This window comes from Bacillus sp. FSL E2-8887 (genome assembly GCF_038007205.1).
In the GTDB taxonomy this organism is placed as follows: Bacteria; Bacillota; Bacilli; order Bacillales; family Bacillaceae_G; genus Bacillus_A; species Bacillus_A mycoides.
Window position 1 is genome coordinate 624,654 of the sequence record NZ_JBBOWS010000001.1, and the last position, 13,358, is coordinate 638,011.

Here is a 13,358-nt window from a genome sequence, read left to right on the forward strand (position 1 = left end):
TAGAAAGGAACAATATGGTTAATGAATCGTGTTGTTTACTGCTTTGTTTTGCATGATTAAAGATAGTTTGATGCTGCAAATATTCTTTAGTTGTAACCTTTTTTAAGGTGGGAAAGATTCCACAACAGAAAAATGTGAGAATTAGAATTGGAGGCTTTATGAGTACATATTTAAAAAGAATATCTGTAATCTGTTTTATTTTTACTGTTATTATTGGACAAGTTTTTACACCTATCATAGGGCATGCACAAGAATTAAACACAACAGGATTTGTTGATAGTTTTACATTCAACAAAACGGAATTAAATTATGGAGAACGATCGGGAATAAGAGTAGATTTTAGTGATAAATCTGGAAATCAAATGAAGGCTGGAGACACAGTAACATTAACGCTACCGGCAGAATTAGCAGGATATAGTAAAAAGATTGATTTACAGAATGATACAGGTGTTAGCTTTGGTACTTGCCAAGTAACATCAAAGAATGTGGTATGTGCATTTAATGATATGGTTGAGAAACTTCAAAATATTAGAGGTTATTTGTATTTTGAATTTAAAGCAACTAGTAATGTAGGAATGAATCAAACCATACCAGTTGATACAAATTTAGGCACAAGTTTAGCAACTCAAAGGGTAACAATTAAAGGACCCACAGAATCGACGGGTCCGTCATCATTTATCTACAAAACAGGTGAAATTTACCCAGACGCTCCCAATGAGGTGAAATGGGAGTTGAATGTAAACACTAGTAGTAACAAGGAACAGTTAGGTGCTGATATTGTTTTGACTGATACTTTACAATCAGGTCAAACGCTGAAGCAGGAAGGATTTATTATAATAGTCGGAAATACGGGTGTAACTCCGCAACAATTTATCGATCAAGGTTATGGTACGATTACGCTTAACGGTAACTCTTTTTCCCTTAGAGGTTATAAGGATCAGGTAAATGGTAAGGATATCAGTATTCGATATAGCTCGATTATAACTGATAGCGGAATGAATCAAGATGAGTTTTATAATGATTATACAATTGATTACCAGATTTTAAATCAGCCGCCAGTAACTGTTTCAAAGAATGCATGGGTTAAAAATATAAACGCAGGTGGCGGTGCACAAGGTGATTTACCACCTAAAGGTACGCTAAGAATTGTGAAGCACATTGAAGGAGATAATACAAAATTCATCCCAGATGTTACGTTTAAGTTGTATAAGGAATCGGGTGAACAAATTGGCGATACGTATACAACGGGTGCAGAAGGTATTGTTGAAATTTCTAATTTAGAACCAGGAAATTACTATGTAACAGAGATTAAAGCTCCAAAATATGTGGATTTTGATCCTCAAAAAAAATTCGACTTTACAGTTGATGCAACTGCTCAAAAAGGTGTAAAGTTGATGATTCCAAATAAGGTGAAAACGACATCCATTTCAGGAACGAAGACTTGGAATGATAACAATGCAACAGATCGTCCGAGCACGATTCAAGTAGACTTACTGAAAAATGGTGACGTAATCCAGACACAAGACGTGACAGCGGCAAAAGGTTGGAATTATACATTTGCAAATATACCTGCATATGATAATGACGGTAATGTCTATACGTACACAGTAAACGAGCATCCAGTAGCGGGATATCAATCGAAAGTTAATGGATATGATATTACGAATATAAAGATACAGGAAGCAACAGAAGTAGAAGAAGAAGGTAAGTTGGAAACAACAGAAGACTTGAAAGAAGAAAAACCGGAAGAACCAAAGGTGACAGAGGAGCCAAATGTGCTTGAAAAGCCAGAGGTGAAAGAAAAGCCGGAAGTGTCGATAAAACCAACAGAAGAGCAAGAACAAGTTGAAACAACAGAAGACTTGAAAGAAGAAAAACCAGAAGAACCAAAGGTGACAGAGGAGCCAAATGTGCTTGAAAAGCCAGAGGTGAAAGAAAAGCCGGAAGTGTCGGTGAAACCAACAGAAGAGCAAGAACAAGTTGAAACAACAGAAGACTTGAAAGAAGAAAAACCGGAAGAACCAAAGGTGACAGAGGAGCCGAATGTGCTTGAAAAGCCAGAGGTGAAAGAAAAGCCGGAAGTGTCGGTGAAACCAACAGAAGAGCAAGAACAAGTTGAAACAACAGAAGACTTGAAAGAAGAAAAACCGGAAGAACCAAAGGTGACAGAGGAGCCGAATGTGCTTGAAAAGCCAGAGGTGAAAGAAAAGCCGGAAGTGTCGGTGAAACCAACAGAAGAGCAAGAACAAGTTGAAACAACAGAAGACTTGAAAGAAGAAAAACCGGAAGAACCAAAGGTGGCAGAGGAGCCGAATGTGCTTGAAAAGCCAGAGGTGAAAGAAAAGCCGGAAGTGTCGGTGAAACCAACAGAAGAGCAAGAACAAGTTGAAACAACAGAAGACTTGAAAGAAGAAAAGCCAGAAGAACCAAAGGTGACAGAGGAGCCAAATGTATTAGAGAAACCAGAGGTAACAGACAAACCGGAGATCTTAGTAACACCAGAAGAAGAAAATAAAGAAGAAACAACAGAAGAAATAGAAGAGTCATTAAAACCGGAAACACCAAAGGTGACAGAGGAGCCAAATGTATTAGAGAAACCAGAGGTAACAGACAAACCGGAGATCTTAGTAACACCAGAAGAAGAAAATAAAGAAGAAACAACAGAAGAAATAGAAGAGTCATTAAAACCGGAAACACCAAAGGTGACAGAGGAGCCAAATGTATTAGAGAAACCAGAGGTAACAGACAAACCGGAAATCTTAGTAACACCAGAAGAAGAAAATAAAGAAGAAACAACAGAAGAAATAGAAGAGTCATTAAAACCGGAAACACCAAAGGTGACAGAGGAACCAAATGTATTAGAGAAGCCAGAGGTAACAGACAAACCGGAGATCTTAGTAACACCAGAGGAAGAAGAAAATAAAGAAGAAACAACAGAAGAAATAGAAGAGTCATTAAAACCGGAAACACCAAAGGTGACAGAGGAACCAAATGTATTAGAGAAACCAGAGGTAACAGACAAACCGGAAACACCAAAGGTACAAGATGTACAAGATAAAGTAGAAGTACAAAGTAAACAAGATGTACAAAATAAATCTGAAGTACCAACTAGTAAAGAAAATAATAAGCAATCAAAATTACTTCCTCAAACAGGGGGAGCATCAACTGAAGCTACTTCTATTATTGCAGGTATGTTCGCATTAATTTTTGGAGCGATGTTATTTAGACGTAAAAAAAATTAATGAGCCTGAGAGTTAGTTCGGAAACAATATGTATGTAAAAAAGCGGAGACTATGGGTCTCCGCTTTTTTTATCCCGCATTAACGGGCAGTAAGACTCCCACCTCGAAATTCGGCGAGTGTGAGGAAGTTAGGTGGGAGATAACTGCCCGTAACCCCCTACTGATTAAAGTTTTACTTTATTATTTGCGTAATCAGCTAAGCTGGATAATGTTTATGGATGAACGATTTTAATAACATGCTGCACGTTTAATTTAGATTTTTTATAAACACATGCTTTATTTTTTTACGAAATCGGGTGATTAGCGTAATGATAATAATACCGAAGATAATTTTCCAAATGTGTTGTTCAAGTACGATGAATATATCTTCTAAGTTTTCCCCTAACCAGTAACCACCGATTAGGAAGAAGGATACCCAAAATAGGGCACCTGAATAAATTGTCATCGCAAAGCGGCGAAACGGTAAGTTGATAATTCCTGCAAAGTATCCTGTAAAGTGGCGGACGCCTGGAATGAAAAAGGCGATAAAGATTAGAAAATACCCGTATTTATCAAACCACATTTTCGTTAAATTAATTTTTCGTTCTGTTAAAAATACATATTTCCCGTATTTCTGAATGAAAGGCATGCCAAGTTTATTTCCTAAAAAGTATTGGAATGTCATACCTACGCTTGTCCCAATAAAGGATAAAATAATTAAAATTGGTAAACTTAAATCACCTTGATGTGATAAAAATCCTGCATAGGCTAATGTTGGCTCTCCTGGAAACGGAAGAGCAATATATTCTAAAAGTAATCCAATAAGTACTACATAATACCCATATTGCTGAAATAATTCGTGAATCCATTCCATGTTGTGCGCTCCTTTTTAAATTGAAGTTGTTACACATCTTCCTCTTTTTCACGCTAATCGAACTGAAACAATAGTAGTAGAAGAGTTTGGCTGGAGGATTTAAGCTAGTATGATTTTTTGACAACCACTCGTGAGTGATATCATACTTAATATAGCTCTTTGCTAATTAGCAAAGAGCATTGAAGTGTAAATGTTACTATTAGTTAAAGTTATAGCGGTACAAAAATACGTTGAAATCTTCTTCTTTTGGTCCAAAATTAACTGCTTTTTCTTGTATACGTTGGAAGTTTTGTCTGTCATAAAATTCATAGTTGCATTCATTATCTGTATATAAATATAAAGATGTCACTTCTTCTTTTGTCATGTATTGGAATAAGTGATTTAATAAAGATTTCCCAACTCCAAGACCTCTAGATTCTTCGGATACGATGAATAATTGTATACAGCCTTGAAAATGATCTTCTTTTCCTTGAATTAGTTCTTTATATGTTTTTTGAACCTTTATAAATGCTTTTAAAAACTCTCTATTCTCTTTATTCGTCATGAATAGTTTCAGCGTGTTAAAGGCAAAGCTAACAGTATTATGGAATCTCTTTAAACGGTTTTTATCTTTTTTGGAATCGCCTAAAATGACACCGATAATTTTATTATCTTTTTCAGCTACCTTACTAAAGGAGCTTCCTAAAATGCAACTGTGTAGGTAGAAGTTTAATATTGAATTTAAAAACTTTTTATCTGTAATGAATTCATTAAATCCAAATGCCTCACCAATTAAATGTTTTATAGGCTCATAGTCTTCTTTGACAAGACTTCTATATTTTACTGTGTTCATAATTGTATACTCCCTTTATTAATGTAAATGACTTATTATAAATAGTAATGTCTCCTCTAAGGGGAGAGTCAATAGTTGCATGCGAAAAAATAAAAAGGAAGAGATTCAGGTGAAAACATTATTTTCTATTGGAGAAGTTGCAAAAATAAAGGATATTACGATAAAAGCGTTAAGGTACTATCATAAGATGGGGATTCTTATTCCAAAACATGTTGATGAATCAACAGGATATAGATATTATTCTATAGATCAATTCATTCACATTGATATTATAAAAAGCTGTAGAGAGTTGAATACTAGTATAGTAGAACTTCAAGAGATTTTTAAGGAATGTAATACGGACAAGTTACTGCAATTTTTACAATTAAAGAGAGATGAAGCAGAAGAACATATAAGGAAAATGAAAGAGGTAATGGAAACGATTGATGTTTTAAATGCGAAAGTAGGGAGTTCAAAGGATATATTAAAGAATGATGAAATATCTATTAAGTTCTTTGAGCAGCGTTATGTAATAGTAGCACCTTGTAAAGAAGTGGGGAGTTTACAAGAGTTACTTTATTATTCTGATTTAGAGAAAATTATTCAAGATTATGAAGAGAAAATGTCAATGGAAATGGGTATTCTATACAATGTCAATGAAAAGTGGGATGTAGAACCAAAGTATGTTTTTAATAAAGTACAAGATCATGTACATATGGAAGAGATGCCAAATATAAAAGTATTACCGGGCGGGAAATATGTAACATTAGCGTATAGTAAAGAAAATGAAGAAGAACGTCGAAATACCACAATTAAATATATAAAAGAAAATAATATAGAAGTGGCGAGTTTTATTGAAGTAGAGTTAGTTAATGATTTTTTTAATACTGAGTCTTATAGTTGTCAAATTCAAATTTTTATAGGGGATAGTGAAAATAAGAAGTTTTGATTCCATAATTTTATGGATGGGACTGCCCAAAAAGCCTAATTTCGAAATGGATTTATGTTCTTATTGGGTTAAATTGCAACAGTGCATGAAATTATATCGAACGCAACTCTACATATATCGACGTTTCGACAAAGGATATCGGCTTAACTACAAAATAAGACAATGATAGCCTACCTATTAATAAAAAGAGGGCCATCCCCAAAAAAACTGGGACGGCCCTCTTTAGTAGTAAGGAACGTATTATTTGCGTGAGAAACCTTCTTCATCAAGGTATTCCGCAGCTTCTGGATAAGAGTTGAATGTACCGTCTAAGTTTACGCCAGCGTAAACGTTCCACATGTCATCCTCTTGAATAAGAGTTAGGATATGACCGTCTTCGTTACGCCATTCCTCTTCGGCAGCAGGTTCTATTGGTGCTACAATTTCCTCTTGCTCCTGTGATAGACGTTCAATTACTTTTTCAATTAATGAACGCAGTTCTTCTTCTGAAAACTCGCGGATGTTAATCATGCCTTTATCATCTGTTCTATAACCTTTAATGAAGTTTGCATATACAAATCCGTTTCCATTTGGGTGTAAATGATATACAACGTTCTTTTTATCTAAACGACTTTCTTCAAAGTGAAAGTTTACGCGTTTTAATGATACGTTCTTTCTTTCTAATTCCGGGAAAGATTCAATAATCGATAATTTTTCTTCAAAAGTTAGCATAGTGCCTCCAAGTATATAGTAAAAGATTTAATTTGTTCATTATAGCATAGTTGTAATTGTTTCCAAAGGTAAGGGGGAAACTTTTATTTGGATGCGTTTACTTCACGATACTGTAAAAAGTGGGCTAACGAATGTATTCTTTTAGGTGTACAATGGAACGTGGACTTAATGTGAAGGTGGTTATTTATATGTTTCAAAAAATAGCAAAGGAATGTTTAGCAGGGTTTACTGTTGCGATTGTTGCTTTGCCGCTAGCAATTGCATTTGGTATTGCTGCAACGGGAACGTCTGAGGGAGCACTTGTCGGATTGTATGGCGCAATTTTTGCAGGTTTGTTTGCGGCGTTATTTGGCGGTACACCGGGGCAAGTAACGGGTCCTACTGGGCCGATTACAGTAATTGCAACGGGCGTTATTGCAACTCACGGATTAGAAGCAAGTTTTATTGCATTTATGATGGCGGGGTTATTTCAAATTTTATTTGGTGTATGTAAGCTCGGCTCTTACGTTCGTTACATTCCGTATCCTGTTGTTTCAGGGTTTATGAATGGGATTGCACTGATTATTATTTTAGGTGAAATGAAGCACGTACAAAATAGCTTTCTGCTTGTGTTATTAACGATCATTGTAATGATTGTTTCTGGAAAATGGATTAAGGCCATTCCGTCTAGTTTAGTAGCACTAGTCGGTGTGACAGCTTTGCTTCCTTTATTTTCTTCTCTACTCGAAGGACTTACAGTAAAGTTACCGATTATCGGAAATCTTTCATTAAATAAAGTAATTGAAAAGATTGGAACCATTCCAGAAGCGATGCCTACGCTTCATATTCCATCTTTAAGTGGAACAGGAATAGCAACACTTATTTTACCAGCGCTTAGTATTGCTTTATTAGGATCGATTGACTCGTTGTTAACATCGGTCGTAATGGATAATGTGACAGGTACACGTCATAAAAGTAATAAAGAGCTCATTGGACAAGGTATCGGTAATATGATGAGCGGATTGTTTGGCGGATTAGCAGGTGCAGGTGCGACTGTAAGGTCTATCGTGAATATAAGAAGTGGTGGTAAAACAGCACTTTCGGCATGTATGCATAGTGTTATATTATTTATTTTTATTATGGGTCTTGGTTCGGTCGTACAATACATTCCGCTTGCTGTATTATCAGGTATTTTAATTTTAACTGGTATTGGAATGTTCGATTGGGAAAGCATGAAAAAGATGCATGTCGCTCCTAAAGGTGATGTCGTTGTTATGCTCGTAACGATGATTGTAACGGTGAAGTTCGATTTAATGATTGCTGTTGCATTCGGTATTATTCTTTCGTTCATCATATATATGGTGAAGTGTAAAGAACGTAAAACTTCTATCGTAAAAGAAAGAGAAGAAACGTACACGATTCAAGGGCCGCTCTCTTTCCTATCAGTAGATCGTATTTTCTCTACTTTACAAGATGTGAAGTCACCGGTTGTTTTACGTATGAAAGATGTGCGTTATATGGATGTATCAGGAGCTATGGCATTATTAAATTTTGTTGAGCAATCAAATAAAGTAGGAGCAAGTGTAAAGCTTGAGCAAGTACATCCGAGTATTGAAAAAACAATCGTAGTAATGGCGAACGATGAACAGAAAGAGCAATTGAAAATCTTAAGTGTTTAGATGGTAATTAGAATATCTCACAATCTTACATACATTATAATGTAGAGTTGTGGGATATTCTTATAATGTTTTTAGTAATATGTATCGCATCGATAGAGAAGAAGAGCTTTTTTGAGTAACAGAAACAGTGATAATATGTACATATATAATGGAAGGAATTAGAAAAATAATTGTGAAGAAATAGGCGTGAACTGGTTCTCTTTTCTATTTTGAAAAAAAAACCAAGTATTCAACCTATAATAAATTTGTTATGATAATCAATGGGATAAAGTGAATCCCTATCGTTTAAAACAATATGTTTGAGAGTATATGTATAAAAGAAAAGAGAAAAAATATGAATAAAACATTTGTAAAAGGAGCAGCAATTTTAACCATTACAACTTTTTTGTCGAAATTGCTTGGTAGTTTTTTTCAAATTCCATTACAAAATATTGCAGGAGATGAAGTGCTCGGTATTTTCCGCCTTGTTTTTCCTGTATATATGATTGCTCTTACATTATCGGTAGCCGGAGTTCCGCTTGCAATTTCGAAATTAATTGCAGAGTTGAACGAAAAAAATAAGCAAAAGGAAATTGCGAAATTATTTAAATCAGCGTCAATTATAGGGATAGCATTTGGCGTTTTCGGCTGTTTAGTCATTGTATTATTTTCTATTGAAATTGCAAATATGCTTGGTGGACAAGAAACTAGAATGCCGTTGCTTATTACTTCATTAGCATTACTCATTGCGCCATACATGGCGGTTTATAGAGGGTATTTTCAAGGTTTCGGTGATATGAAACCAACAGGGGTATCACAAGTCATTGAGCAATTTGTACGTGTGTTTTTTATGCTAATAATTGCTTACATACTAGTATCATGGGATAAGAGTAATACTGTTATTACTAGTGGTGCGATGGTTGGCTCTTTTCTTGGAGTCATTAGTTCGCTTATATATTTGCGTATAAAATATAATAGAAGTCCATACTACAATAAAAGCAATTCCTATTCGCTCCGAGATTTAAGAGAAAACGGCAAAAAGATATTGCGGGTATCGATCCCAATCGCTATCGGAGCTTTATCAATGCCACTTTTAAATTTAGTAGACTCGCTTACAATACCGCATGTATTACAAGGATCATCAACAGAAATTCAAGAACAATTTGGAATATACAGTCGCGGTTTTGCATTCACGCAAATAATTGTTATTTTTGCAAGTGCAATTGTATTTCCGTTAATACCACTCTTAACTTCCGCATTGGCCAAAAGAGATATAAATTTGGCGAAAATAACAATTCAAAATACAAATCGACTAGCGCATGTTTTGACAGCACCGTTAACAATATGGTTGATGGCATTAACAGTACCGTTAAATATCGGATTGTTCACAGACGTAAAAGGCAGTAGTATGTTAACAGTTATGATTGGCAGTTCGTATTTTACTGCGGTTATGGTATTATCAATAGGTGTTTTACAGGGGATTAATCGTTCTGCACAAGCTGCATGGATTGTTATTGGCGCGAGTTGTGTGAAAGTCGTGTTAAACATGATGTTAGTGCAGGAGTTTGGCATAGATGGAGCGGCGTATAGTACATTAATTACTTACGTATTGATTTGTATTGTAAATTATTTGTATATTCGAAGCTACATTGCCTATTCTATTCATTTAAAAAGCTTTTTTGGTGTGCTAGGAATAGCATGTATTTTGGGACTAGGATTGTATGAACTATGTAATGTGATAGATGTTACATCTTCAAGAATTATGACGTTATTATTCAGTGGTATAGCATTAAGTATTACAACCATTTTGTATGGTGTATGTGCTTTGAAATTAAAATGGATATCAATAAAAAAAATACCATTTTTGAAAAGATAAATATAGAAATTTAATTTTTTATTAAAATTCATATGAGCTGATAAAGAGGAAACTATGTAGGGTATCAAGTGTTTAGGTAAGGAATGGGTACCAGTTTATGTTAAATGAAATAAACGGTTACCTAGTTTTGGAGGAGATTTAGGGTGCGTTTAGTCTTATCAGGATATTATGGTTTTTATAATGTTGGAGACGAGGCGATTCTACAATCAATTATTGAATCGTTAAGTAAAGAGAACCCGGATATAGAACTAGTAGTACTATCAAATGATTCTAAATATACAAAGGAAATGTATGGTGTAGAATCGGTAGATCGCTGGAATATAAAAGCTGTTTATCATGCGATAAAAAACAGTGATGGAGTTATTAGCGGTGGCGGGAGCCTTCTTCAAGATCAGACAAGTACGAAGAGTATTCTATATTATACGGGTATTATGGGACTCGCTCGATTATTAAAAAAGCCGTATTATATTTATTCACAAGGAATAGGGCCAATTACAAAAGGATATAATCGTCTATTAGTAAAATGGAACTTGTCAAAAGCTTCCTATGTATCAGTTCGAGATGAGGATTCGTTTTTATATTTAAAAGGACTTGGTATAAAAAACGATATTGAAATTGTTCCAGACCCTGTTTTAACATGGAAACGAACAAAACAATCGGATTGGTTGCAAAAGCATTCTATACATGGAAAAGTAATCGCGGTTAGTGTACGTTATTGGCATGCAAAAGAAGATTATATAAAAAAATTAGCTATGGCATTAAAAAAATTAAAGCAAGAAGGATACCAAATTTTATTTGTTCCAATGCATGAGCCATTTGATCAAAAAGCTTCGCGTGAAGTAATAGAATTAATGGGAGAAGAGACGTATATGCTTCCATATAAAATGGATATCGACGAGAAAATATTCATTTTATCACAATGTTCATTACTAATTGGTATGCGTCTTCATGCACTTGTTTTTTCTGCAGTAGCCAAAACTCCAATGGTCGGGATTTCGTACGATCCGAAAATTGATTCGTTTTTAAGTCAAGTGAATCAGCCAGTTATAGGAAGTGTGGATGGCGAATGGAGTGCTGAGTATTTATATGAACTTGCAAAAAAGCAATTAATGCAACAAGGAACTGTGCAGCAAGAGTTACAATTAACAATAGATGAACTTCGGTTGCAAGGCAAACAGGCAACAAAGAAACTCATTGATCATATGGAAAAAGACACTTTATTAAAAAAGTAAAGTGTCTTTTATTTTGTTTTTCAATTTAATGAAAATTCTAATTACAAAAACGTTTTATGTTAATTTCTATTTATTATGCTAAAATGATTGCGATTATTATATAATCAAATTTGTGATAATAAATTCGTAGATTACGAGGAGGACAACCGTGAAGACTTTTTCAAAAGGTATAACAGCAGTGGCATTAACGGGTTCATTACTTTTAACTCCTATTTCAAGTTATGCGGCAAATGATGATATTACAGGTCATATGTTTGAGACGCATATGCGTTCACTTATTACTAAAGGAGTTTTAATGGGGTATGGTGAGAATGTATATGCGCCTGATAAGTTAGTAACAAGAGCAGAGTTTGCTACATTCATAGCAAGGGCTTTAAATTTACCGAAAGCTGATTCGAATTTCGAGGATGTGCCGAAGACTTACGGTTTATATGATGGTGTAAGTAGAGCATATGGAGCGAAAATTATTAATGGTCGTACTAACGAGACATTCTCACCAAATGATGTGATTACACGTGAAGAAATGTCGATAATGGTAAAGCGAGCGTTAGACTATAAAAATATTAAAATAGCTGTAAGTCCGCTTACCTTTACTGATAAAGATAGTATTAACTATAAAGAGCATGTACAAGTTATGGTGGCTACTCAAATTATTAAGGGGTATCCAGAAGATAATACATTTAGACCACATTTATCAGCTACAAGAGGTATGGCTTCAGCTATGTTGGATCGCATGCTTCAGACAATTGAAAAAAACGGAAATAGCAATCCTGTAGAAACTAAGAAATATGTCGTGATAAATGTAAGAGAAAACGGAACAGAGCAAGAAGTAGAGCGCTATAATACATATAAAGAAGCAGTTACAGCTGCGCAAAATAAAGGTATTAATGCAGTGAAGTATGAAAATGAATTCTTATGGATTAAAGATGGATTTGCAAGTGCGAAGCGAGTAGAAGGACAAAATATAATTAATGTTTATGGTAACGATTTACAAACAGTTTATACTTATGTTCAGTATGGAACGGAATTTAAAGTGCTAGAAGTTGGAGAAGATCGTGTGAAAGTTCAACTTTCTGATTTAACAGGTTATGTGAAGAAAAATGAAATCACTTTAATTCCTACAAATGAAATGAAGAACTCATCTTATTATGTGAAATCAGATGGATATTTATACCATAGATATTATACATATAATACAAGTTCACCTGGATATACAGAATTTAGATATGGAGCGGCACCTTCTTTCATGAAGCAAGGACAGCAAATGTATAGTGTAGATGGAAAGACGTTTGGAAATGAAACTTTCTATCAATATTTCAATTATTTATCATTGCGTTCTAAAACAGACTATACAGCTGAACAATTAGATAGTTACATAAAATCGGTTAAACCAGATTCTCCACTAATCGGTTTAGGAAAGAAATTTAAAGAAGTAGAAAGTAAGTATAATGTAAATGCATTATTCCTATATTCATTAGCAGTTCATGAGAGCTATTATGGAACAAGCGCTCTTGCAAAAGATAAAAATAACTTGTTTGGTTTAAAAGCAACAGACGATAGTCCATATGGTAACGGAGAATCTTTCAATTCAAAAGAAGATTGTATTGAACATGCTGCAAAAGTATACATGAATGAAGGATATTTAAATCCGGGACATTGGCGTTATACAGCAACATATACAGGTGATAAAGCTACCGGTTTAAATATGAAATATGCATCTGATGCGAACTGGGGCAAAAAAGTAGCAGGGCATATGTACCGTTTTGATTCTTATTTAGGTAAAAAAGAATACAACAAGTATAAACTTGCTCGTGTGAAGAATGATGTGGAAGTGAAAAAGGATCCTCATAGATCAAATGAACGACTTTATCGCTTAACTACAAATAAAGTTGTAACAGTTACAGGTGAAGAAACGATAAATGGACAAGTGTGGGTTAAAATTATTTCTGATAATCCTGCTGTAAATGAAGCATATATCGCAAAAGAAAACTTAGAATACGTAAAACACTAATTAAATATAAAAGAGAAAAACTGATTATTTAGATGCA

9 protein-coding genes are annotated in these 13,358 nt (G+C 34.5%); 6 read left to right on the forward strand and 3 right to left on the reverse strand.

What is annotated here, in order from left to right; all coding sequences use genetic code 11:
• Nucleotides 1-158: 158 nt before the first annotated feature.
• Nucleotides 159-3,242 carry a Cna B-type domain-containing protein gene (locus tag NSQ08_RS02960; RefSeq protein ID WP_340771342.1) on the forward strand — a complete coding sequence of 1,028 codons (3,084 nt, stop codon included), beginning with the start codon at nt 159-161 and terminating at the stop codon, nt 3,240-3,242.
• 246 nt (nt 3,243-3,488) lie between these two features.
• On the opposite strand, the gene NSQ08_RS02965 is transcribed toward NSQ08_RS02960, so the two are convergent.
• Both NSQ08_RS02965 and NSQ08_RS02970 read right to left on the reverse strand, forming a co-directional pair.
• The gene (locus NSQ08_RS02965; RefSeq protein ID WP_137076415.1) at nt 3,489-4,094 is read right to left on the reverse strand and encodes a DedA family protein; all 606 of its coding nucleotides are present in this window, start codon (nt 4,092-4,094) and stop codon (nt 3,489-3,491) included.
• 199 nt (nt 4,095-4,293) lie between these two features.
• On the reverse strand, nt 4,294-4,926 hold the full coding sequence (locus NSQ08_RS02970) for a GNAT family N-acetyltransferase (protein WP_340771348.1): 633 nt from the start codon (nt 4,924-4,926) through the stop codon (nt 4,294-4,296).
• A gap of 79 nt (nt 4,927-5,005) precedes the next feature.
• Here NSQ08_RS02970 and NSQ08_RS02975 point away from each other — a divergent pair, with 79 nt between their 5' ends.
• A complete protein-coding gene (locus NSQ08_RS02975; protein WP_340771351.1) occupies nt 5,006-5,854 on the forward strand; it encodes a MerR family transcriptional regulator in 849 nt (282 codons plus the stop codon).
• A 240-nt stretch (nt 5,855-6,094) separates the two neighbouring features.
• On the opposite strand, the gene NSQ08_RS02980 is transcribed toward NSQ08_RS02975, so the two are convergent.
• Nucleotides 6,095-6,565 (reverse strand): hypothetical protein, encoded by a 471-nt coding sequence (locus tag NSQ08_RS02980; RefSeq protein ID WP_088035278.1) that lies wholly within the window; start codon nt 6,563-6,565, stop codon nt 6,095-6,097.
• Nucleotides 6,566-6,753: 188 nt separating this feature from the next.
• Between NSQ08_RS02980 and NSQ08_RS02985 the strand changes: the two genes are divergently transcribed.
• The 4 genes from NSQ08_RS02985 to NSQ08_RS03000 all read left to right on the forward strand — a co-directional run bounded on the left by NSQ08_RS02985 (nt 6,754) and on the right by NSQ08_RS03000 (nt 13,321).
• On the forward strand, nt 6,754-8,223 hold the full coding sequence (locus tag NSQ08_RS02985) for a SulP family inorganic anion transporter (protein WP_340771355.1): 1,470 nt from the start codon (nt 6,754-6,756) through the stop codon (nt 8,221-8,223).
• A gap of 334 nt (nt 8,224-8,557) precedes the next feature.
• On the forward strand, nt 8,558-10,078 hold the full coding sequence (locus NSQ08_RS02990; RefSeq protein WP_340771359.1) for a putative polysaccharide biosynthesis protein: 1,521 nt from the start codon (nt 8,558-8,560) through the stop codon (nt 10,076-10,078).
• Between the two features lie 143 nt (nt 10,079-10,221).
• Complete coding sequence (csaB, locus tag NSQ08_RS02995; RefSeq protein ID WP_002087333.1) at nt 10,222-11,310, forward strand: polysaccharide pyruvyl transferase CsaB; 1,089 nt, start codon at nt 10,222-10,224, stop codon at nt 11,308-11,310.
• 148 nt (nt 11,311-11,458) lie between these two features.
• On the forward strand, nt 11,459-13,321 hold the full coding sequence (locus tag NSQ08_RS03000; protein WP_088035283.1) for an S-layer homology domain-containing protein: 1,863 nt from the start codon (nt 11,459-11,461) through the stop codon (nt 13,319-13,321).
• The last annotated feature ends 37 nt before the right edge of the window (nt 13,322-13,358 follow it).